The sequence below is a fragment of the Caenimonas soli genome, from assembly GCF_013155545.1.
Lineage (GTDB): Bacteria > Pseudomonadota > Gammaproteobacteria > Burkholderiales > Burkholderiaceae_C > Ramlibacter > Ramlibacter soli.
Genome location: NZ_JABJVV010000022.1, coordinates 33,703 through 55,646 on the forward strand (window position 1 = coordinate 33,703; position 21,944 = coordinate 55,646).

At 67.0% G+C, this 21,944-nt stretch carries 21 protein-coding genes and 1 tRNA gene; 7 read left to right on the forward strand and 15 right to left on the reverse strand.

Features of this window, described 5'->3' with window-relative positions; all coding sequences use genetic code 11:
• Window position 1: 1 nt before the first annotated feature.
• Together HNE04_RS25030 and HNE04_RS25035 are read right to left on the reverse strand one after the other, a co-directional pair.
• A complete protein-coding gene (locus HNE04_RS25030; RefSeq protein ID WP_172225711.1) occupies window positions 2–235 on the reverse strand; it encodes a PP0621 family protein in 234 nt (77 codons plus the stop codon).
• Complete coding sequence (locus tag HNE04_RS25035; RefSeq protein ID WP_172225714.1) at window positions 232–1,032, reverse strand: cytochrome C assembly family protein; 801 nt, start codon at window positions 1,030–1,032, stop codon at window positions 232–234. Before HNE04_RS25035 ends, HNE04_RS25030 begins: the two co-directional genes overlap by 4 nt.
• Before the next feature lie 40 nt (window positions 1,033–1,072).
• Here HNE04_RS25035 and ffh point away from each other — a divergent pair, with 40 nt between their 5' ends.
• The gene (ffh, locus tag HNE04_RS25040; RefSeq protein WP_172225717.1) at window positions 1,073–2,437 is read left to right on the forward strand and encodes a signal recognition particle protein; all 1,365 of its coding nucleotides are present in this window, start codon (window positions 1,073–1,075) and stop codon (window positions 2,435–2,437) included.
• A 13-nt stretch (window positions 2,438–2,450) separates the two neighbouring features.
• Here the strand turns inward: ffh and mdoH are convergent, their stop codons facing one another.
• The 7 genes from mdoH to HNE04_RS25075 all read right to left on the reverse strand — a co-directional run bounded on the left by mdoH (window position 2,451) and on the right by HNE04_RS25075 (window position 11,322).
• A complete protein-coding gene (gene mdoH, locus HNE04_RS25045; RefSeq protein ID WP_172225720.1) occupies window positions 2,451–4,382 on the reverse strand; it encodes a glucans biosynthesis glucosyltransferase MdoH in 1,932 nt (643 codons plus the stop codon).
• Window positions 4,355–5,923 (reverse strand): glucan biosynthesis protein G, encoded by a 1,569-nt coding sequence (locus HNE04_RS25050; protein WP_172225723.1) that lies wholly within the window; start codon window positions 5,921–5,923, stop codon window positions 4,355–4,357. The genes mdoH and HNE04_RS25050 overlap by 28 nt, the downstream gene beginning before the upstream one ends.
• Before the next feature lie 186 nt (window positions 5,924–6,109).
• Entirely contained in the window at window positions 6,110–7,516 is a 1,407-nt protein-coding gene (locus HNE04_RS25055; RefSeq protein ID WP_172225726.1) for a sigma 54-interacting transcriptional regulator, read from the reverse strand.
• Window positions 7,513–8,130 carry a hypothetical protein gene (locus tag HNE04_RS25060; protein WP_172225729.1) on the reverse strand — a complete coding sequence of 206 codons (618 nt, stop codon included), beginning with the start codon at window positions 8,128–8,130 and terminating at the stop codon, window positions 7,513–7,515. Before HNE04_RS25060 ends, HNE04_RS25055 begins: the two co-directional genes overlap by 4 nt.
• Window positions 8,120–9,526 carry a sensor histidine kinase gene (locus HNE04_RS25065; RefSeq protein WP_172225732.1) on the reverse strand — a complete coding sequence of 469 codons (1,407 nt, stop codon included), beginning with the start codon at window positions 9,524–9,526 and terminating at the stop codon, window positions 8,120–8,122. Before HNE04_RS25065 ends, HNE04_RS25060 begins: the two co-directional genes overlap by 11 nt.
• A gap of 15 nt (window positions 9,527–9,541) precedes the next feature.
• On the reverse strand, window positions 9,542–10,888 hold the full coding sequence (miaB, locus tag HNE04_RS25070; protein WP_172225735.1) for a tRNA (N6-isopentenyl adenosine(37)-C2)-methylthiotransferase MiaB: 1,347 nt from the start codon (window positions 10,886–10,888) through the stop codon (window positions 9,542–9,544).
• 8 nt (window positions 10,889–10,896) lie between these two features.
• The gene (locus HNE04_RS25075) at window positions 10,897–11,322 is read right to left on the reverse strand and encodes a hypothetical protein (RefSeq protein ID WP_172225737.1); all 426 of its coding nucleotides are present in this window, start codon (window positions 11,320–11,322) and stop codon (window positions 10,897–10,899) included.
• A gap of 146 nt (window positions 11,323–11,468) precedes the next feature.
• Between HNE04_RS25075 and HNE04_RS25080 the strand changes: the two genes are divergently transcribed.
• A complete protein-coding gene (locus HNE04_RS25080; protein WP_172225739.1) occupies window positions 11,469–11,732 on the forward strand; it encodes a GlsB/YeaQ/YmgE family stress response membrane protein in 264 nt (87 codons plus the stop codon).
• Between the two features lie 55 nt (window positions 11,733–11,787).
• Here the strand turns inward: HNE04_RS25080 and HNE04_RS25085 are convergent.
• Window positions 11,788–11,864, reverse strand: a tRNA-Met gene (locus HNE04_RS25085).
• A 37-nt stretch (window positions 11,865–11,901) separates the two neighbouring features.
• Window positions 11,902–13,317 (reverse strand): VWA domain-containing protein, encoded by a 1,416-nt coding sequence (locus HNE04_RS25090; protein WP_172225741.1) that lies wholly within the window; start codon window positions 13,315–13,317, stop codon window positions 11,902–11,904.
• 126 nt (window positions 13,318–13,443) lie between these two features.
• Here HNE04_RS25090 and HNE04_RS25095 point away from each other — a divergent pair, with 126 nt between their 5' ends.
• Together HNE04_RS25095 and HNE04_RS25100 are read left to right on the forward strand one after the other, a co-directional pair.
• Window positions 13,444–14,052, forward strand: a complete 609-nt coding sequence (locus tag HNE04_RS25095) for a sigma-70 family RNA polymerase sigma factor (RefSeq protein ID WP_235965404.1) — start codon at window positions 13,444–13,446, stop codon at window positions 14,050–14,052.
• A complete protein-coding gene (locus HNE04_RS25100; protein ID WP_172225743.1) occupies window positions 14,049–14,915 on the forward strand; it encodes a hypothetical protein in 867 nt (288 codons plus the stop codon). Before HNE04_RS25095 ends, HNE04_RS25100 begins: the two co-directional genes overlap by 4 nt.
• Window positions 14,916–14,927: 12 nt before the next feature.
• On the opposite strand, the gene HNE04_RS25105 is transcribed toward HNE04_RS25100, so the two are convergent.
• Window positions 14,928–15,707, reverse strand: a complete 780-nt coding sequence (locus tag HNE04_RS25105; RefSeq protein WP_172225745.1) for an enoyl-CoA hydratase — start codon at window positions 15,705–15,707, stop codon at window positions 14,928–14,930.
• Window positions 15,708–15,801: 94 nt separating this feature from the next.
• On the opposite strand from HNE04_RS25105, the gene HNE04_RS25110 reads away from it, so the two are divergent.
• Genes HNE04_RS25110 through paaK form a run of 3 tightly spaced genes read left to right on the forward strand, consistent with a single transcriptional unit; the run spans window position 15,802 to window position 18,337 of the window.
• Window positions 15,802–16,605, forward strand: a complete 804-nt coding sequence (locus HNE04_RS25110; RefSeq protein WP_172225747.1) for an enoyl-CoA hydratase-related protein — start codon at window positions 15,802–15,804, stop codon at window positions 16,603–16,605.
• Window positions 16,602–17,042: a hydroxyphenylacetyl-CoA thioesterase PaaI gene (paaI, locus tag HNE04_RS25115; protein WP_172225749.1), complete on the forward strand. Its 441-nt coding sequence runs from the start codon at window positions 16,602–16,604 to the stop codon at window positions 17,040–17,042. Before HNE04_RS25110 ends, paaI begins: the two co-directional genes overlap by 4 nt.
• Window positions 17,039–18,337, forward strand: a complete 1,299-nt coding sequence (paaK, locus tag HNE04_RS25120) for a phenylacetate--CoA ligase PaaK (RefSeq protein ID WP_172225752.1) — start codon at window positions 17,039–17,041, stop codon at window positions 18,335–18,337. Before paaI ends, paaK begins: the two co-directional genes overlap by 4 nt.
• 4 nt (window positions 18,338–18,341) lie before the next feature.
• On the opposite strand, the gene HNE04_RS25125 is transcribed toward paaK, so the two are convergent.
• From HNE04_RS25125 to HNE04_RS25135, 3 genes are read right to left on the reverse strand one after another with little or no spacing between them, the layout of a single operon-like run.
• Window positions 18,342–19,475 carry a DUF3108 domain-containing protein gene (locus tag HNE04_RS25125; RefSeq protein WP_172225755.1) on the reverse strand — a complete coding sequence of 378 codons (1,134 nt, stop codon included), beginning with the start codon at window positions 19,473–19,475 and terminating at the stop codon, window positions 18,342–18,344.
• A complete protein-coding gene (locus tag HNE04_RS25130; RefSeq protein ID WP_328700413.1) occupies window positions 19,454–21,214 on the reverse strand; it encodes a M61 family metallopeptidase in 1,761 nt (586 codons plus the stop codon). Before HNE04_RS25130 ends, HNE04_RS25125 begins: the two co-directional genes overlap by 22 nt.
• The gene (locus tag HNE04_RS25135) at window positions 21,211–21,930 is read right to left on the reverse strand and encodes a DsbC family protein (RefSeq protein WP_172225758.1); all 720 of its coding nucleotides are present in this window, start codon (window positions 21,928–21,930) and stop codon (window positions 21,211–21,213) included. The genes HNE04_RS25130 and HNE04_RS25135 overlap by 4 nt, the downstream gene beginning before the upstream one ends.
• Window positions 21,931–21,944: the final 14 nt, after the last annotated feature.

Genomic DNA, 21,944 nt, shown 5'->3' on the forward strand with positions numbered 1-21,944 from the left:
TTCAATCCTCCGCGCGCAGCCGGTGGTCCGCGCAGCAATAGAGCCGGCCGTCGCGCCCGGGCAAGGCATCGGCGCGCGGCAGATGCAGCGAGCAGACGGGGCAGCGCACCATGTCCTGCGGCGGGGCCAGGGCGTCCTGCCGCGGCGGTTCTTGCTTGGGTTCGTCCGAGCGGCGATGGTTGCGCACGAACCAGATGACCGCCAGCACTACGGCCAGCACCAACAGATATTTCATGCGCGCCTCAGTACCACTTCGAGCACGAAGCGGGAGCCTGCATAGGCCAGCAGCAGCAGGGCCGAGCCGGTGTAGAGAACGCGAATCGCCTTGCGGCCGCGCCAGCCAAAGCGCGCCCGGCCCAGCAGCAGGAATGCGAACACCAGCCACGCCATGACCGAGAACACGGTCTTATGGTCCCACTTCGCCGCGTTGCCGCGGCCATAGAGCGAATCGCTGAATAGCAGCCCGGCCAGCAGGGTGGCCGACAGCAGCACGAAGCCCGCCGTCGCGAAGCGGAAGGTGAGCCGCTCCAAAGTCAGCAGCGGCACGCCCGCGTGAGGATCGGCCGCCTGGCGGATCTGCTTCTCGGCGCGCGTCATCAGCCAGGCGTGAACGACCGCCGCGGCGAACAGGCCATACGAGGCGATGCCCAGCGCCCAGTGCAGGGGCAGCCACGGAGAGGCACTTACATGTAACTCGGCGCCGGGGAACACCAAAGCCAGCAACACGGCGGCCGAACCCAGACCCGCCAGCGCCCAGCGCGCCTCCAGCTGCGGAAAGAGCTGGCGTTCGACTGCGTAGACGGTGAGCACCAGCCACGCAGTCACCGACAGCGCGGGGGCAAAGCCGAAACGCGGCGGGTCGCCGAGCAGGCCCCAGGCCAGAACCAGCCCATGCAACAGCCATGCAACCAGCAGGGCCATGCGCGCGGCCTGTTCGGACAGGCGTGCCGCACCAGCCGCGGGAACGGCGTAGGCCGCCGCGGCGGCCAGGGTCAGCACCACGGTCGCGACAGGCGCACTGGCTAGAATCATGTTCCACAGTTTAGCCTTGCTTCACTCACGAAGCATTTATATGGCCTCCGCCCTCACAGACAAACTCTCGCGCCTGGCCAAGGAAATCCGCGGCCAGGCCCGCATCACCGAAGCCAACGTGCAGGACATGCTGCGCGAGGTGCGCATGGCCCTGCTCGAAGCCGACGTCGCCCTGCCGGTGGTGCGCGACTTCATCGCCCGCGTCAAGGAAAAAGCGTTGGGCGCCGAGGTGCTGGGCTCGCTGTCGCCGGGCCAGGCCCTGGTGGGCATCGTCAACCGCGAGCTGGCCGCGACCATGGGGCAGGGCGTCTCGGACATCAATCTGCAGGCGCAACCGCCGGCCGTGATCCTGATGGCCGGCCTGCAAGGCGCCGGCAAGACCACGACGACGGCCAAACTGGCCAAGCACCTGATCGAGAAGCGCAAGAAGAAGGTGCTGACCGTGTCGGGCGACGTCTACCGCCCCGCCGCCATCGAGCAGCTCAAGACGGTGACCGCCCAGGCGGGCGCCGAATGGTTTCCCAGCTCACCCGACCAGAAGCCGGTGGACATCGCCCGGGCGGCGCTCGATTACGCCAAGCGGCAGTATTTCGACGTGCTGCTGGTCGATACGGCCGGCCGGCTGGCGATCGACGAAGTCCTGATGCGCGAGATCAAGGAACTGCACGCCGCGCTGAACCCGGTCGAGACCCTGTTCGTGGTGGACGCCATGCAGGGGCAGGACGCGGTCAACACCGCCAAGGCCTTCAAGGAAGCCCTGCCGCTGACCGGCATCATCCTGACCAAGCTGGACGGCGACTCGCGCGGCGGCGCGGCGCTGTCGGTGCGCCAGATCACTGGCGCGCCGATCAAGTTTGCCGGCGTCAGCGAGAAGATCGACGGGCTCGAGGTGTTCGATGCCGAGCGCCACGCCGGGCGCATTCTCGGCATGGGCGATATCGTCGCGCTGGTCGAGCAGGTCACGGCCGGCGTCGACATTCAGGCCGCGCAGAAGCTCGCGGCCAAGGTCAAGAGCGGGGAGGGGTTCGATTTGAACGACTTCCTCTCGCAGATCCAGCAGATGAAGAGCATGGGTGGCCTGTCGCAGCTGATGGACAAGCTGCCCGCGCAGATGCAGGCCAAGGCCGGCCAGGTCGATATGAACAAGGCCGAGAAGGACATCCGCCGCAAGGAAGGCATCATCCAGAGCATGACGCCGCTGGAGCGCCGCAAGCCCGATCTCATCAAGGCCACCCGCAAGCGCCGCATTGCTGCCGGTGCCGGCGTGCAGGTTCAGGAAGTCAACCGCCTGCTCAACGAGTTCGAGCAGATGCAGGGGATGATGAAGAAGATGAAGGGCGGCGGCCTGATGAAGATGATGAAGCGCATGGGCGGGGGCAAGGGCATGCCCAAGATGCCCTTCTAAGGCGCGGCAGCCCTCAGGCCGCGCGTGCGTGCAGCCACGCGCGCCGCAGCACCGCCGGCGAACGCGACTCTTCCGGGATCAGCAGCAGCCCGCGTTCGCGCATCCAGCCGCCCAGCGAAACATGGCTGGTGAATACCGCCAGTGGCACCGCCAACAACAGCGGCATCGCCACCGGCGCCAGCAAGACCAGCGCGCCCGGATCCACCCAGGCGACGGCCGCCGCGAGCAGACCGATCACGCCTGTCATCGGCGACAGCCGGGCTCCCGCTTCGCCCCACGAGATCGCAGCTGCTTCCCTGGGCGGCGACTTCCATTCGAGCTTCAGGCCGGTCAGCGCCACCAGCACGAACAGCGAATGGGCCAGCATCCGCACCGGCGCCTGCAGTACGGCCATCAGGGTTTCGGCCGCGGCGCTGCGCAGGAGCGCGAAGGTGCCGCCGAAGCTTGGCTGCTCGCGCCGCAGGAACACCGCGGCCAGCCCCAGCAGGCGCGGCAAGAAGAGCATGCAAAGCGTCCAGGCCCACAAGCCGCGCAATTCGCTGGGCAGGGCACGCCAGTCCGGCACGATCGCGGCACCCGTCATCCACAGCGCGGTACCGAACGTCAGGAACGCGAGCCACAAGGGCGCCGAGAGGTAGGACATGGCGCCGATGAGGAACATGGCGCGGTGCACCGGATGGATGCCGGGTTCGGCCGCCAGGCGGGAGTTCTGCAGATTGCCCTGGCACCAGCGGCGATCGCGCTGCAGTTCGGACAGGAGGTCGGGCGGCTGTTGTTCATAGCTGCCCGCCAGGTCGGACACCAGCCAGACCTCGTAGCCGGCGCGGCGCATCAGCGCCGCCTCGACGAAGTCGTGCGACATGATGGGCCCGGCCAGGCCGCCGCCGCCCGCGATCGGTGCCAGGGCGCAGTGGCGCATGAAAGGCTCGACGCGGATGATCGCGTTGTGGCCCCAGTAGTGCGACTCGCCCAGCTGCCAGAACTGCATGCCCAATGTGAACAGCCGCCCGGTCACGCGCGAGGCGAATTGCTGGGCGCGGGCGTGCAGCGTGGCATGCCCGACCGCCTGCGTCGCGGTCTGGATGATGCCGGCGCGCGGATGGGCCTCCATCAGCTTGACCAGCGAGGTGATGCAGTCCCCGCTCATCACGCTGTCGGCGTCCAGCACCAGCATGTAGCGGTAATCCTTGCCCCAGCGCCGGCAGAAATCGGCCACGTTGCCCGCCTTGCGATGGGTACGGCGGGCGCGCAGCCGGTAGTACACCTCGATCTGGGGTTGGCCGGGTTGCGCGGCCAGGGCGCTGCGCAACTCTTCCCACGCGGCGCGCTCAGCGGACGCGATCTCGGGGCGGCTGGTGTCGGACAGCACGAACACGTCGAAGGCGGGGGCGTGGCCCGTGGCCGCGACGGACTCGCACGTGGCGCGCAGTCCCGCGAACACGGTCGCCACATCCTCGTTGCAGATGGGCATGATGATCGCGGTGCGGGCCTGCGGGTTCATCGCATGCTGCCGCACCTGGCGGGCTGACAGCGCCCGCACGTCGCCGCGCAGGCTGACGTAAAAACCCATCAGCGCCGTCACGAAACCCGTCACCACCCAGGTCGAAAGGGTGGCGAACAGCGCGATCTGGCCCCATTCCAGCCAGGCGTTGCCATAGTCGGGCTGGGCGCCGGCGAACAGCACGGTGGCCCCACCCGCGCTGGCCAAGGTCAAAAGTGCGAACACCAACCGGCGCCGTCCGGCGCCCTCCTGCCAAGGTTCCCTCTGCGGCGGTGGCGCCTTGTCCCCGCGCACCAGGCGCGAAAGCATCGCCGTGAAGATGCTGTTCCAGAAGCCGCGCCACGGTTGGGGGGCCATCGATCCCCGGTTGAGCGGCGGCGCCGTCACCGAGTTGGGATGCCGCCATTCGCGCGGGCCTACTCGGGAAGAATGATGTTGGTCCATGTTTCGCTCAGGATGTGGTTGTCGTGTTGAAGAAAGGCGCGCAGTTCCACCGGGCGCGTGGCATCCAGCCGCTGTACCCGTACGGTCATCCGCCAACTCTTGGTCGCGGGATTGCGGTAGGCCAGCTGTTCGAGCAGGCGGCCGTTGCCGTCGGAGCTCACCACCGCGCGGACTGCGGCATCGGCCGGCAACGCGTCCAGCGCGGGGCCGGCGAAGTCGACGACGTACTGCACCTGATCCGCCGGCGCCGATGCGCTCTCGCGCGCATAGCCGATACCGCGCCGGGACTGCGTCACCCAGCTGCCGGGCGGCTGCTGTTGCTTGTCGCCCTGCCAGCCGATCTCGTAGGCAATTTCCAGCGGCGTGCCGGGCGCCGGCAGCGCGGCGGGCACCCAGTAGGCGACGACGTTGTCATGCGTTTCGTCGGGCGTGGGCAACTGCAGCAGCTCCACCCGGCCGGGGCCCCAATCGCCCAAGGGGCGAATCCAGGCGCTGGGGCGGCGCTCGTAGCGCGCCTCCACGTCTTCGTAGCTGGCGAACGCGCGGTCCCGTTGCATCAGGCCGAAGCCGCGCAGGCTGTCCATGGCAAAGGAAGTGGCGGTGGGCCGCGCCGGGTTTTGCAATGGCCGCCACAGCCACTCCCCGCTGCCGGTCGCGACCAGCAGCCCGTCCGAGTCGTGTACCTCGGGCCGGAAGTCGGCGCGGCGCGGCTGGTTCTCGCCGAAGAAGAACATGCTGGTCAGCGGCGCTATGCCGAGCGTGGCGATCGGCTTTCCCGGCGCCGAGCGCAGGAAGATCCGGGCCTGCACGCGGGTGACCGTCTCCGGACCGGGTGTGATGTCGAAGCGGTAGGCGCCCGTGGCGCGCGGCGAATCCAGCAGCGCATGGATCGTCAGCTGCTTCGCGTCGGGCGACGGCCGCTCCAGCCAGAAATCGGTGAAGGCGGGAAATTCCTCGCCGCTTCCGCCCGTGGTGTCGATCGCCAGGCCCCTGGCGGACAGGCCGTACTGCTGGCCCGAGCCCAGCGCGCGGAAGTAGCTCGCGCCCAGGAAAGCGATGAGCTCGTCCTTGTAGCCCGCGTCGGCGAGCGGGTAGTGGACGCGCAGGCCGGCGAAGCCGAGATCGCCCCATCGCTCGGGAGCTAGCGCGCTCTTGCCGAAGTCGAACTGCTCGCTGCGATAGGGAATGCGGAGCACGCCCTGCGAGGACACCTCATGGATGCGCACCGGCTGGCGATGGTGTTGTCCCAGATGGAAAAACATCGCTTCGAACGGCAGTTGCGCGTCGCGCCACAGCGCCTTGGCGGGCTGAAAGCGCAGCTCGCGCAAGCCGTCGTAGTCGAGTTGGAGCAGTTCCGCCGGCAACGCGGCGGGGACGGACCGATAGGGGGTTTGCGAGTTCTGGCGGGCCAGCGCCGAAAGCCGCTCGAAGTCGAACGCGGGCGGCTGCGCGGCTTGCGATACCGCCCAGGCGCCCAACAACGCGAAGGCGAGGCCGGCCAGGCGGGCAAAGCGCCGAGACAGCGCGGGGACATGGGTCATGCATGGCCTAGTGCAAACCCTATGCCAGCTGGAAAAGTTATTTTAAATCAATGGCTTACGGGGCATCTGGGCTTCAGGTGCTTAAAGGAAGAGCAGCCCGGCGTGGAAACCCGTGTCTTTTGTCGCCATACGGCGACAAGCACTCCAGCTGATCTGGAAAATACCGAGTGGAATCAACGACTTGGCTCAGTCGCCGGATAGCGACACGCCGGGCGGAATGTCCGATTGGAAGTGTCCCGGGGTGAGCTCGTGCTTTTGCAACAGGCGGTAGAACTCGGTGCGGTTGCGATCGGCCAGCCGGGCCGCATCCGCCACGTTGCCATCGGTCAGCTTCAGCAGGCCGACCAGGTAGTCGCGCTCAAAACGCTGCTTGGCATCGGCGTAAGTCAGCACCGGGATCGACGGCGTGCGCAGCGCGCGTTGCACCAGGGCCAACGGCACCAAGGGCGTCGTGGCCAGAGCGCAGACCTGCTCGACCACGTTGTAGAGCTGGCGAACATTGCCCGGCCAAGGCGCGGCGATCAGCGCCCTGAGGGCCTCCGGGGCGAAGCCGGAGAGTCGTCGGCCGTACTTGGAGGCGAGGCGCTGCAGGAAATGGTTCGCCAACAACGGGATGTCTTCCCTTCGGTCGCCCAGCGTGGGCAGCGTGAGCGTGACGACGTTCAGGCGGTAATACAGGTCCTGGCGGAACTGGCCCTGCGCCATGGCGGCGTCCAGGTCACGGTGCGTCGCGGAGATGATGCGCACGTCGACCGGATGCGACTGGCTGGACCCGACGGGGCGCACCGTGCGCTCTTGCAGCACGCGCAGCAGCTTCACCTGCAGCGCCGGCGGCATGTCGCCGATCTCGTCCAGCAGCAGGGTGCCACCGTCGGCTGCCTGGAACAGACCCTTGTGGTTGGCCACTGCGTCCGTGAACGCGCCTTTCACGTGGCCGAAAAGTTCCGACTCCAGCAGCGCTTCGGGAATGGCGCCGCAGTTGACGGCGACGAAGGGCCGCTGGGCGCGTGGGCTCGCCCGGTGGATGGCCTGTGCCAGCATTTCCTTGCCCGTTCCGCTGTCGCCGCGCAGCAGCACGCTGGCGTCCGACGTCGCCACCATGCGGGCCTCGGCCAGCAGGTCGGCCATGTGGCCGGAGCGGCTGATGATGTCGCGGCGCCAACCCTCGTCCGCATCGGCGGCTTCATGATGCGGCGCACCCAGTGCCAGGGCCTGTGCGATCTTGTCCAGCAGGACCTTGGCGTCGTAGGGCTTGGTCAGGTAGCTGAAAACGCCGCGTGCCGTGGCCTCCACCGCATCGGGAATGGTGCCGTGCGCGGTGAGCAGGATCACGGGCAGCGACGGATGGCGCATGCGGATCTCGGTGAACAGGGCCAGCCCGTCTTGTCCCGGCATCCGCACATCACTCAGGACCAGCTGGGGACGCTCGATCTGGAGTTTGGCCAGGGCGCTTTCCGCCGAGCCGGCCGTGCTCACCCGGTAGCCTGCGGAGTTCAGCCGCATGGACAGCAGGCGCAGCATGTCGGCGTCGTCATCGACGACGAGAAGGCGAGGCTGCGCGGGAGAAACGTCCGATGCGAGGCTGATGGTCATGGTGTGAGGCGCTGTCCGTTGGCAGGCGCCGACATTGCTGCGGCCGGCCGCAGCAGCAGGCTGCGCTCGACCGCGCGCAAGGCCTCCAGCCGGTCGTTGAGCAGTTCGATGCGCCGGTGGGCGTCCTTTGTCTGCTGGCTTTGGCGTTCCAACTGCTCCTCGAGGCGACGCGCGTCCGCTTGCTGCGCCAGCAGCATTCGCGCCAGCGGATGCAGCACCTGCGCTTGCGGCTGGTTCTGGGCCAGCACACGTTGCAAAAGCGCCTGCGCACGTGCGGCGTTGCCGGGCGTGCGCGCGGTGCCCAGCGCGATGGCCAACTGCATCTGCCGCGTCGAATCCTGCGGATCGCCGAGGCCGTTGATTTCCTGCGCGAGTTCGGCCGGCTGCAGACTCCTGACGCGCTCCGCGTAGGCGAGCAGGGTTTCCGCCGGGCTGGGCGCCGTGGCCGGGACAGCCGTTGGCGGCGCGGGAATCGCCGCCATCGGCGGTGGCGCCGGCTGTGATTGCGCAGGTGATGCGCAGCCGTACAGGCCCGCGACGAAAGCCAGCGCCAGGATGAGGTAAGGAAGGTGGCGCGCACAAAGGCGGCCGGCCGTATGAAGGTCAGCTTGCATGGGGCAGTTCTATCCGGAAATGGCCGCCCTGACTGTCAGACGGCAGCCCGATGCGGCCGCCATGGGCCTGTATGTATTCCTTGACGATCGACAGCCCGATGCCCGTGCCCCGCACGGCATCCTTGGGCTGGCGCTCGCCACGGTAGAAGGGCTCGAACACGCGCTCGCGGTCGGTCGCTGCCACTCCGGGCCCCTGGTCGAGCACGTCGATGCGCACATGGTCGGGTTGCGCGGAGACCTGCACACGAATGGTGCCGCCGCGGGGCGAGAAGCGAATGGCGTTGGACAGCAGGTTGGCGATGGTAGTCCCCAGCTTCTCGCGATCGACGGTCAGCATGACGGGCTCGCCCTCCACCACCACATTGAGTTGCATCGCCTGACATTGCAGATGCTGGGCATCGATCTGTTCCTCGATCAAGTCCGTGAGGTTGGTCCTGCTGCGCTGCAGTTGCCCCGCCTCGAACGCGGCCGCGTTGAAGCGCAGCAGCGCCTCGATCTGACCCTGCAGAGTCAGCGTGTTCTGGTTCAGGATTCGGATCACGTCGCGTTGACTCCTGTTGAGTTCGCCGGGAACGCCTTCCTGCAGCAGCGCGACGCCTTCACGCAGGGCAGCAAGCGGCGTCTTCAGCTCGTGCGAGACATGACGCAAGAAGCGAGCCTTGTCCGCGTCCAGCTCGGTCAGGCGCAGCCGCAGCCATTCCAGGTGCTGGCTGACTCTGCGGACGTCCAAGGGGCCCTTGATATTGATGGGCTCACCGAGCCGGTTTTCACCCAGCCCGATGATGGCGCGCTCCAGATGCTTGAAAGGCCGCGCCAGCCAGACCCCCAGCGCGACGGCGAGCATGACCGCAAGCGCAATGGTGAACAGCACTTGGCGGGTCAGGCGTGCGCGGCTTGCTTCCAGCTGCTCGTCAAGAGCCTTGTTGCGATGCTCGATCAGGGCCTGGGTCCCCGCGGTGATGCGATTGTTGAGCGCGGCCAGTTCCCGAAATTCCGCCGCAATGTTGCGCTCGCGCTCGAGTGCCGTCTCGGGCGGACCCTGAAACAGCCGCTGGATGGCTTCCGCCTGGGCTTGCCACAGCAGCAACTCGGGTTTGGGCAAGCCGCCGGCGTCGATCTCGGCCAGCGCGGCGCGCGCGGCCCGGGTCTCCTCGTCGAACCGCTTGCGCAGAACAGCGTCGTTCAGGATCAGCGATTGGCGGGCCGCTCTCTCCATACCGGCCGTGCGGGCTGTCAGCGCCTGTGCCGCCCCGTTGAGGGCGAGCGCATGGCCCGCGGCCTCGCTGCTTTTCGCCATGAGGCGATCCAGGATGACCACGGCCCGCAGCGCGGTGCCTCCCAGCAGTGCGGCAATCAACAGAAAGGCGACCAGCAACAGCTGGCGGAAAGAACCCATGGCGGCAACGGCGGGTCAGGCGGCCAGTGCCGAGGCTTCCGCCGTCACCACTTCACCGCGCAGCGAATGCGAGTTCGCTGACGTGATCGTCACGTCGATCAACTGGCCGACCAGGCGGGCCGGCCCCTTGAAGTTCACCATCCGGTTGCACTCGGTGCGACCGGCCAGTTCGCTGGCGTCCTTGCGCGATGGCCCTTCGACAAGGATGCGCTGGACGGTGCCGACACGGCTGGCGCTGATGCGCGCCGCGCTGTCGTCGATCGCCGCCTGCAGCAGGTGCAGGCGTTTGAGCTTCACCTCATGTGGCGTTTCGTCGTGCAGCGCCGCTGCCGGCGTGCCGGGGCGCGGGCTGAAGATGAAACTGAAGCTGTTGTCGTAGCCGACGTCGGCGATGAGTTTCATCATCTTGCCGAAGTCTTCCTCGGTCTCGCCCGGGAAGCCCACGATGAAATCGCTGGACAGGGCCAGCTCGGGCCGGATGGCGCGCAGCTTGCGCACCGTGCTCTTGTATTCCATGGCCGTGTAGCCGCGCTTCATCGCCATCAGGATGCGGTCGCTGCCGTGCTGCACCGGCAGGTGCAGGTGGCTCACCAGCTTGGGCACCTTGGCATAGGCATCGATCAGCCGCTGGGTGAACTCGTTCGGGTGGCTGGTGGTGTAGCGGATGCGTTCTATCCCGGGGATGTCGGCCACGTATTCGATCAGCAGCGCGAAGTCGGCGATATCCGCGGTGTCGCCCATCTTGCCGCGGTAGGCGTTGACGTTCTGGCCGAGCAGCGTCACTTCCTTGACGCCCTGGTCGGCCAGGCCCGCCACCTCGATCAGGACGTCGTCGAACGGCCGCGAGACTTCCTCGCCGCGGGTGTAGGGCACGACGCAATAGCTGCAGTACTTGGAGCAGCCTTCCATGATGCTCACGAACGCCGTGGCGCCGTCCACCCGTGCCGGCGGCAGGTGATCGAACTTCTCGATCTCGGGAAAGCTGATGTCCACCTGCGGGCGCTGCTGGCGCTCACGCTCGCGCAGCAGATCCGGCAGGCGGTGCAGCGTTTGCGGTCCGAACACGACGTCCACGAACGGTGCGCGCTCGATGATGGCGGCGCCTTCCTGGCTGGCCACGCAGCCACCCACGCCGATCAGCACACCCTTTTTCTTGAGATGCTTGACGCGCCCCAGGTCGCTGAACACTTTCTCCTGGGCCTTCTCGCGCACGGAGCAGGTGTTGAACAGGATCAGGTCGGCTTCCTCGACGTCTTGGGTCGGCTCGTAGCCTTGCGCAGCATTCATCACATCGGCCATTTTGTCCGAGTCGTACTCGTTCATCTGGCAGCCGAAGGTCTTGATAAAAACCTTTTTTGTCATGGCAGCACCTATCGGCGGGACCCGAAGATCATCATGAGCAATTCGTTGAAGCGCTTGTAGCCTTCGGCCCCCGAGCCGGAGGTCCCGCCGAGCTTGCTGTATTCCTCCTCGGTCAGGAGCCAGACTTCATGCACCAGCCCGACCGCGTCACGGCGATAGACCACGGGCAGGGTCTTGCCCACGATGCCGCCCGAGAGGACCAGCATGTTGTTGAGGTCGCGGATGCGCGAGCCCGGCGAGAGGCGGTCGGGTTTGCCGTCCATGGTGAGTTCGGGCGGCGCCGTCACCACCATCTGGCCCAGCACGACGTCCTTGGGCGCGGAGCGTTGAATGCCTTGCGCGAGCGCGGCGGGTGGCAAGGTGAATGACAGGCCGGCCAGGGCCGCGTATGCGACCTGTACGAGGCGGGCCCGGGTTTGATTCCAGCGGTTCATGGTGTAGATCCAGAGGCTGTGGATGTAACAAGGCGCCGGGGCGCCTCGGGCAAGCCCAAGTTTACCAACACGAGTGCGAATTGCTGAGCCACACGGGCTGAACCTGTGGCGGTAAAGTGGAAAACCAAATATTCAAGGAGGTTTCGATGCTCGAGATACTTGGCACCATCGTCGTCGGCTTCATCGTGGGGCTGATCGCGCGAGCCGTCAAACCCGGCGACGACAAGCTGGGCCTGATCATGACCACGTTGCTCGGCATAGCGGGCGCCTTCATCGCACGTTATGCCGGCATGGCGATGGGCTGGTATCAGCAAAACGAGCCGGCCGGCTGGATAGCCTCGGTGCTCGGCGCCGTGGTGCTGCTGTTCGTCTACGGGCTGGTCAAGGGCAAGTCGCGCGACGCCGTCTGAGCGAGCGGAAAGCAAAAAGCCTTGCAGGCTGGCGGCCTGCAAGGCTTGCGGTAGCTGGTGGCGCTTCACGGATTCGAACCGCGGACCTGTGGATTATGATTCCATCGCTCTAACCGACTGAGCTAAAGCGCCGAGCCAACGATTATATAAGACCTGGGCCGAGTCAGCCTCAACGCGCCAATTTCCCCAATTCTTCCGACACCAGCCGCACGATCAGCCGGTCCAGCGTGTCCACCGAGTAATTTTTCACGTCGTGCACCGTTTCGCGGCCCGGACCGCTGGCCGGGTCATGCGCCTGGGCGTAGGTCAGGAAGACGAAACGCCCTCCGGTGTACTGCGCGATCTGGCGCTGGATTAACTCGCCTTGCTTGTCCAGGCCGCTGGCGCCCACGCTGAAGACCTTGATCCCCTTGCCCAGGGCGGCCAGCATGTCCTCGTCGTAGTGGGGCCCGCCATAGTCCAGGTGCGGCGGGGCGTCGGCCAGCAACACCACCAGGCGGGTGGCGCCCTCGCCGCGCCAGCTGAGGTTGTGCACGGTGTCGTGAAAGGCCTCGTTCATCGCTTCGGGGTAGTCGCCCCCGGCCGCAGCCCGCAAGGGATAGAGCGCGTTCTGCAGAAAGTCGCCCACGTCATTGGTGAAGTCGTGGCTGCGCAGCAGGAATTCGTCGCCCTTGTCGCGATAGGCGACCAGGCCGAAGCAGATGTCCGGCTGGCTGGGCAGGCGTGACACCTCGGCCGAAATGCTCCTCAAGGTGGCCTTGAGCTTGTCGATCTCGTCGGCCATCGAGCCGGTGGCGTCGATCAGGAAGACCAGGTCCAGCTTGGCGCGCGCCTCGGCCGGCCGGGCGTCCAGGACCACCTCCACCGAACTCTTCTGGCCGCGGGTGAGCTGCGCCCACGACTGCCGGCCGTCCTTGCGCACCGCCACCGCGTAGTAGCTGGAGCGGGAAGGATCGAAGGCATTGGGATGCAGCCAGGCGCGGCCTGCCGCATCGGTGCGCGCCCACATCGCGTGGCCGCTGGTGGCCTGCACCGCCACTTCGGCGTCCGCAACGCCGCGCCCGCGCGGGTCCTTCACTTCCAGCAGATAGCGCTCGCGGATATCGCGCGTGCGGTGCTCCACCCGGGTGCGGTTGCGAAACGCCAGGTAACCGCTGAAATCCGCGTTGTCATCGACCATGCCGGCCGTTACGGGTCCCGTCGAAGGCGGTTGCTGCACTTGCGGCTGCGGTGAGGGAAACATTGACGGCGGGCCGCTGCGGGCGGAGTCGGACAGTTCGGCGGGCGCCGACTTGGCGAGGCGGTCGCGGTGTTCGTGATGGCCACCCCGGATCTGGTCTCCCGCGACGCGGCCGGGCAGCTCGCGGGTCTGCACCGGCCTCGCGCAGTGCGTCGCCGAAGGCGCCTGGAAGTTGGGCACGGTGCGCACGATGGGCGTCGGGAACGGCATCGGCTCCGGCCAGGGCGTGGGCTTGGGTTCGGGCCACTGGCCCGGTGGCGGTGAATGAGCCGTGGCGCTGCAGGCCGCGAGCAGCAACTGCGCGATCAGTACCAGCGCGAATGGGCGCGGGGGATGGTTCTTCATCGGGTGCCTCCAATGGATGTGGTGAAGGCTGGTACGGCTGGGCGGCGCGATGAGGGTGAATTTTTCTGCCTGGGTTTAACCCCGAAGCACGGGCTGGCCCGTAGCAGGTGATGTGAAAATCTGCCCATGCCCTATAGCGCCATGCCCGACGAGCAATTGATGCTGGCCTACGCGCGGGGTGACGCCGCTGCTTTCGACGAGCTTTACGCGCGCCATGAGGGCGCGCTGTTTCGCTTCGTGCGCAGGCTGCTGGGCGCGCCGCTGGCCGCGCAGGCCGACGAGGTGTTCCAGGACACCTGGATGCGGATCGTTGCCGCGCGAGCCAGCTTCCAGCCGCAGGGCGCGGCTTGGCGAACCTGGGCGTTCACCATTGCCCACAACCTGGCCATGGACCGTTTGCGCGCGAGCGGCCGCGAAGTTGGCGTGAGCGCACGCGACGATGGGGAAGATCCGCTGGACTGGATCGCAGCCACCCTGGATATGACCCATCCTTCGAGCGAGGATGTCGCCTTCTGGCGCGCTGCCGGCCAGCAATTGCTGCACTGCCTGGACGAACTGCCGCCGGCACAGCGCGCCGCGTTCCTGCTGCACCATGAAGACGGCGCCAGCGTGGAAGACCTGGCCCAAAGGCTGGGCCTGCAATTCGAGACCGCCAAGAGCCGGCTGCGCTATGCGCTGCAGAAACTGCGGGGCTGCATGCGCCAGTACCTCGACGTGCTGGAGCAACCTTCATGAGCGATATGCGCGATGCACGATTGCGGCGGGCGCTGGAGTCGGCGCCGGATGCGGACCTGCTGCCCGATCGGCGAACGCGCCGGGCGGTGCTCGATGCCGCCCGGCAGGCCCTGGCGCCGCCGCCTCCCGCCGCTTGGTGGCAAAAGCTGTGGCAAGGCATGGGTAACCGGTCCATGCCCTGGAATGCGGCCCTGGCCAGCGTCGTGATCGCGACCTTGGTCACGGTGCTCTGGCGCGAACGGGAGATCCCCACCGCCATGCCGGACATGGCGCAGACGCGCGAGCCATCGCCAGCAGCGGAGCCGCCGGTCGTGTCGCCTCCAGCCCAGCCATCCGCCGCTGTCACGCCACCGCCGGCCGCTACGCCGGCGCGCAAGCCGGCACCTGCCACCACCAAGCCTCAGCCGGCCGAGTCGCCGCGTGAGCGGCGCGCAGAGGCGGCGGTTGATGCCATGCGCGACCAGGAGCAGAGGGAGCTGGCGAAGAGCGTCCCCTCGCCGCAATCTGCCGCGCCGGGTGCACCGGCGATGTCGCGGGCTGAGTCGACTGCCGCCATTCACTGGACGCATTTGCGCATCGCATCGCAGGGGCGCACTTGGGAGGTGGCACGGGAACAGGCACCGGGCCTCGCCCAGTTGCTGAACGGCATGGCGCGCGAAGCGCGCAGCCAGGAGGCGCTGGAAGCGGCCGTGACCCACCGGATCGAGTTGACCCGCGAGGGCCAGCCCGCGGGTGTGATCGAGCTGGCCGGGGCCCAGCTGCGCTGGACCCTTGCCGGTCTTGGCGGGACTTACACGACGCGCCCGGAACCGGCCCGGCTGCAAGCCTTGCGAGAGGAGATCAACCGCCTGGCTGCGCGCTGAGGAATTGCACCGTCACTGGTGCTTGAACTGAGCCTTGCGCTTGTTGACGAAGGCATCCATGCCTTCCTTCTGGTCGGCGGTCGCGAACATGGCATGGAACATCCGGCGCTCGAACATCACGCCGTCGGAGAGGCCGCTCTCGAAGGACCGGTTGATCGATTCCTTGGCGGCCATCACGGCGACCTGCGAGAAGTCGCAAATCGTCAGGGCTGCGGCCAGCGTTTCGTCCATCAGCTTGTCCAGCGGCACCACGCGGCTGACCAGGCCCGAACGCTCGGCTTCGGTCGCGTCCATCATCCGCGACGTCAATGCCATGTCCATCGCCTTGGATTTCCCCACTGCGCGCGGCAGGCGTTGCGTGCCGCCGGCGCCCGGAATGATGCCCAGCTTGATCTCGGGCTGGCCGAACCTCGCGTTGTCCGCGGCAATGATGAAGTCGCACATCATCGCCAGCTCGCAGCCGCCGCCCAGCGCGAACCCGCTCACCGCCGCGATCACCGGCTTGCGTATGCTGCGGATGGTTTCCCAGTTGCGGGTGATGTAGTCGCCCTTGTAGGCGTCGGCGAAGGAGTAGCTGGCCATGGCGCCGATGTCGGCCCCCGCGGCAAAGGCCTTTTCGCTGCCAGTGATCACTATGCAGCCGATCGCCTCGTCGGCGTCGAACGCCTTGAGCGCGGCGCCCAGTTCATCCATCAGCTCGTTGTTCAGTGCGTTGAGCTGCTTGGGCCGGTTCAACGTGACGATGCCGACCTTGCCGCCTTCGGTGCGAACCTGGATGAGTTCGTAAGCCATGCTTTTCTCCTGTTTAATCGCAGCACTATACCCAGGCCTGCATTAACCGACCGAGTGGTCGGTTAATGGTAGAGTGACACCAAGGAGACCGTTCATGACCGACAAGACCGTCCTTTACGAGGTGCGCGGCGCCGTGGCGCTGATCACGCTCAACCGCCCGCAGGCGCTCAACAGCTTTACCCGGGCGATGCACCAGGAACTCTGGGATGCCTTCGACAAGATCGAGGCCGACAAGTCCATCCGCGCCCTGGTGATCACCGGCGCAGGACGCGGCTTTTGCGCCGGCGCCGATCTGGCCGAATTCGATTTCGCGCCGGGCCCGGACCTGATCGAGCGCGCCAATCCCGGGCCGATCATCGATCAGGCTTTCAACCCGACGGTGCGCAAGTTGCAGGCGCTGCGCGTGCCGACGGTGGCGGCCGTCAACGGCGTCGCCGCGGGCGCGGGCGCCTCGCTGGCGATGACCTGCGATCTGGCGGTGGCCGCACCAAGCGCGAGCTTCATCCAGGCCTTCAGCAAGATCGGCTTGGTGCCGGACGCCGGCGGCACCTGGTTCCTGGTCAAGCGCCTGGGCCTGGCGCGCGCGCTGGGCTGCGCGATGCTGGGTGACAAGCTGAGCGCCAAGGATGCAAAAGAGCAGGGGATGATCTGGGAGGTTGCGGCAGAGGGCGAGGATTGCGTCGAAGCCGCGATGAAATTGGCGCAGCGGCTGGCCACCATGCCGACCAAGGCGTTGGTCGAGACACGCCGGCTGCTGCGGGCTGCCGCCAGCAACGAGCTCGATGTCCAGCTCGACGCCGAGCGCGACACCCAGTCGGCCCTGGGCAACACGCACGACTACATCGAGGGCGTCACGGCGTTCCTGCAGAAACGCCCCGCCCAGTTCAAGGGGGAATGATGCCGGATGCTCGCGCGCTAGCCGCCCAGGTCGGCGAAACCATGTTCGCTGGAGACCGCGCCAGCAAGGATTTCATGCAGATGGAGCTTCTTAGCTGCGAGCCCGGCCGCGCCACCATGCGCATGACGGTGCGCGAGCAGATGCTCAACGGGCACGACATCTGCCATGGCGGCCTGATCTTCACGCTGGCCGACTCCACTTTCGCTTTCGCCTGCAACAGCCGCAACCAGGCCACGGTGGCAGCGGGCTGCAGCATCGAGTTCCTCCGGCCCGGCCGGCTCGGCGACGTGCTCACCTGCGAGGGCGTGGAGCAGGTGCTGCAAGGCCGGCACGGCATCTACGACATGAAGGTCTGCAACCAGCGCGGCGAGACGGTCGCGATGTTTCGCGGCAAGAGCACGCAGATCCAGGGCCACGTGATCAAGGAAGCGGAATGAACAGTTTTCCCTTGGAGGCTATCGAGACAGCCGGCATCGACGAGCTGCGCGCCCTGCAGCTCAAGCGCCTGCAAGCCACGCTGGCCCACGCCTACGCCAACTCGCCGGTCTATCGCGCCAAGTTCGACCAGGAGCGGATCCACCCGAAGGATTGCCGCACGCTCGCCGACCTGGCGAAGTTCCCCTTCACCACCAAGCAGGACCTGCGAGACAGCTATCCCTTCGGCATGTTCGCGGTGCCGCGCGAACAATGCGCGCGCATCCACGCTTCCAGCGGAACCACCGGCAAGCCCACCGTTGTGGGCTATACCCGCAACGACATCGACACCTGGTCCCACGTGATGGCGCGCAGCATCCGCGCGGCAGGCGCCCGGCCCGGCGACCTGGTGCACGTGAGCTACGGCTATGGCCTGTTCACCGGCGGCCTGGGCGCGCACTATGGCGCCGAGAGACTGGGGCTCACCGTGGTGCCGTTCGGCGGCGGCCAGACCGAGCGCCAGGTGCAGTTGATCAACGATTTCCGCCCCGACATCATCATGGTCACGCCCAGCTACATGCTGGCCATCGCCGACGAATTCGAGCGGCAAGGGCTGGATCCCGCGCAGTCCAGCCTGCGCCTGGGCATCTTCGGCGCCGAGCCCTGGACCAACGACATGCGCGAAGCGATCGAGCGGCGCATGGGCCTGGACGCGGTCGACATCTATGGCCTGTCGGAGGTGATGGGTCCGGGCGTGGCCAACGAGTGCCTGGAAACCAAGGACGGCCCAACGATCTGGGAGGATCATTTCTACCCCGAGATCATCGATCCGGAAACCGGGGAGCTGGTGGCCGACGGCGAACTGGGTGAGCTGGTGTTCACCAGCCTGACCAAGGAAGCGCTGCCCATCATCCGCTACCGCACGCGCGACCTGACGCGCCTCTTGCCTGGCACGGCGCGCACGATGCGGCGGATGGAGAAGATCACCGGCCGCAGCGACGACATGATGATCGTGCGCGGCGTGAACGTCTTCCCCACGCAGATCGAGGAGCTGATCCTGAAGCGCGCCGAGCTGGCGCCGCACTACCAGTGCATCCTCACCCGCGAAGGTCCGCTGGATTGCCTGACCGTGGCTGTCGAAACCCGGCATGACCTGGCGCATGACTCGGCGCCGGCCCAGGCCGCCGCCGAGAGGCTGGCGCATGAGATCAAGACCTACATCGGCACTTCGGCGCGGATCGAGCTGCGCGCCTGCGGTGGCGTCGAGCGCAGCATGGGCAAGGCCAAGCGCGTGCTGGACCAGCGCAAGGCCGCGTGAGTGATCAGCGCTGCTCGATCTTCACGACGGTGAGATCCAGGTAGGTCGCTTCGCCCATGTTCACGCGGATGCGCACCGGCAGGTATTGCAGGCTGGGTGCGAACCACATCTCGGCGGTGATATTGCCTCGTGGATTGGCGATGGGGCGGGGCTTCAGGTGGAACGCCTCGAACGATCCCAGCTCCGGGCTTTGGAGCATCTCCTTGCCGACGACGTCGTAGGTCCACAAATCCACCGCGCCGGGGCGCGCCATCCAGAAGCTCACGCTGCGGCCGATTTCCAGCACGTCCTTGCCGCTCGCGAACCGGTGGCTGAGATCGACGAACTGGCTGGCGCTGTCCTGCACCCCCGGCGGGCGCGGCACCGTGCTGCCGTTGGCCAGGGCAATCGTTTCATCGCCCAGGCGCGCACCGCGGGGGCCGCTGGCACGCAACTCCTCGTACACCCTGGGCAGCAGGCCCTGCGGCGTGACTTCCCCCTGGCTGGTCATCACGAAGGAGGTCAGGCCGGTGAGGACCATGTCCACCTTGGTCTGGTAGCGGTCGCCGTCGCGCTGCCATTGCACCCGGGCGCTGCCATATAGTTCGGCGGTGCCGCGGTACTGTCCGCTGAGGCGGTAATTCAGGCGGGTGTCCGCAGGCCAGCTGTCCAGCGTGGCAACGGGAGCGGCCGGGGCGGCCGGGGCGGCCGGGGCGGCCGAGGCAGCCGACGCGGGCTGGGCCGGCTCCGGCGCAGGCGCCGATGCGGGTGGGGTGGCGGCGGCCGCAGTGTTTTCGGGTGCACTGACCGGCTCTTGCGGTGGCTGAGGCGCCTGCGCCACGGGCTGAGGCAGCGGTTCCGGTGCGGAGGCGGGCGAAGCGGGCGGCAAGGCGCCGGCCGGCCTCGTGATGGCCGTGACAGCGGGTCGCTTGGGCCGGGCCGCCGCAGGCTTGCGCGGCGGCGGTGCCGGCGCCGCCGCCGGTGCCTCGGGACGAAGCAGCCGCGTGAACATCGGCGTGGCCAGCGGCCGCAGCAGAGGCGTCTGGTCCAATTGCCGCGACAGCCAGTTCAGCGTCAGGGCGTGAACGAGCACGACGATCGCCAACAGCGCCGCGAGGCGCCAGCCGGCGCCGGCGCTCAGGCGTGCGCGGCCAGCCACGGCTGGGCGCGGCCGGGGTCGCGCAAGACCAGCCGCCAGGTAGTCACCGCGGACGGCAGGTTCAACTCGAGCCGCAACAGGCGGCGGTCCCGTGCCACCAATGCCGTTACCTTCTTGTGGCTGCCGGCGTAAAGGAGCAGGTCGTCGAGCTTGGTCATGCGCCAACCGGTCGCGCCGATTTCAATACCCAGCCACTCGTCGTTGGCGGCGAAACCGGCCTGTTCGGCCGCGCCTCCGCGCAGCACGGTCTTGATCACGACACCTGCGGTTTCCGTGGCGCGAATGCCCAGCCGCTGTTGCAGTTGCGCGGGCTCTTCCAAGACCACCACGCCGAGCGGCTGCAGCAATTCCTCCAGCGGAAGCTCGCGCGTGCCGTGAACCCACGACGCGATCTCGCGCGTGAAAGCCCGTCCGCCCAGTTCCTTCAGGACCGCCGCGAAATCTGCCTCTGCCATGGGACCTGCCTTGCAGCGCTGCCACAGGGCCCGCATCACTTCATCCAGCGTGGTGTGGCCCTCGGCGCGCAGTGTGAGGTCGAAGCATAGCGCCACCAATGCACCCTTGGTGTAGTAGCTGACGGTGGCGTTGGCAGTGTTCTCGTCCTGGCGGTAGTACTTGACCCAGGCGTCGAAGCTGGCCTGGGCCACGGACTGCACTTCGCGGCCCGGGGTCTGCAGCACCTGGTTGATGGTCTTGTTCAGCAGCTTGATGTAGGTGGCGTCGTCGATCAGTCCGGCGCGGCGCAGCAGCAGGTCGTCGTAATAGCTGGTGAAACCCTCGAAGAACCAGAGCAGGTGCGTGTAGTTCTCGCCGGTGTAGTCGTAGTGGGTGAACTCCGCCGGCCGCAGATGCTTGACGTTCCAGGTGTGGAAGTACTCGTGGCTGATCAGGCCCAGCAGGGTGATGTAGCCATCGTTCAGGCGCGCCTCGCCCAGCCGCGGCAGGTCGCGCCGCGAAGCGATCAGTGCGGTGGAGTTGCGATGCTCCAGTCCGCCATAGCCGTCGTCCACCACATTGAGCATGAACAGGTAGCTCTTGTGCGGCGGGCGCTTGCGGTCATGCCAGAAGCGGATCTCGGTCTCGCAGATCTTGTGCACGTCGGCCAGCAGCCGCGCATGGTCGAGCGATTCGCTGGCGCCGGCCACCACCAGCCGGTGCGGCACGCCGCCGGCCTTGAACTCGCCGCTCCAGAAGGCGCCCATCTCCACGGGGCAATCGACCAGCTCGTCGTAGTCCGCTGCCAGGTAGGTGCCGAAACCGCGCTTGCCCACCCTGTGCGGAGCCAGGCCCGTCGCCACTTCCCAGTGGCTCATCCCCTTCACGGCCAGCAGCTCCAGCGAATGTACCGAGCTTTCCTGCTCGTGCACCCTCAGGCACAGGCTGGTTCCGTTGAAGAAGCCCCGCTGCGTGTCCAGCCAGGCCGTGCGCACCGAGTTGTCGAAGGCATAGACCTCGTAGCTCAATATCAGCGGGCTGCTGGGAACGCACTCGATCTGCCAGTCGCATTTGTCCAGTTGCTGGACTGCGACTGGTCGGCCGTCTTGCCGGGCCGTCAGGCGCTGCAGGTTCTTCGAAAACTCCCGCACCAGGTAGCTGCCCGGAATCCAGACCGGCAGCGATACGCGCTGCTGGGCCGCGGGCTGATCGATGCTGAGCGTGACGTGGAACAGGTGGGCGTGCAGGTCCGCCGCTTCCACCCGGTAGTGGATGCTGGCGCCGCGTGGCGGAGACGGCGTCACTGCTTCGCGTCGGCCAGCAGTTTCTCGACCTGCGCGGCACCGATGGCGCCCGGAACACGGGTCCCATCGGCGAACACCAGCGTAGGCGTGCCGGTGATCTTGTACTTCTTGCCGAATTCGACGTTGCGCGCGATGGCCCCGGCGTCGCAGCTGGCCGCTGGCGCCGCCTGGTCGCGCACCATGAGGTCCAGCCAGGCTTTCGCCTTGTCCTTGGCGCACCAGATGTTGCGGGACTTTTCGCCGGAGTCCGGGCCCAGGATCGGATACAGGAACATGTACACCGTGACGTTGTCCACTTTCTGCAAGTCGCGTTCGAAGCGCTTGCAGTAACCGCAGTTCGGGTCTTCGAAAACGGCGACCTTGCGCTTGCCATTGCCGCGCACGATGGTGAACGCGTCCTTGACGGGCAGCGCCGAGAAGTCGATCGCCATCAGCTTTTCCATGCGCTCCTCGGTGAGGTTGCGCTGCTGTTTGGTATCGATCAGCTGGCCGTGGATCAGGAAGTTGCCGTCGGCGTCGGTATAGAACAGCTCGGTGCCTACCCGCACTTCGAAGAGGCTGGACATCGGGGTCTTGTTGATCTCGTCGATCTTGCCCAGCTGCGGCAGCCGCTCCGCGAGGTTCTTGCGGATGGCCGCTTCCTGCGCCTGCGCCGTGCCGGCCAGCAGGCCGGCGGCCACCAAGGCTGCCAGCGCAGCGCGTTTGATCAGTGTCATTGTTGTTCCATTAC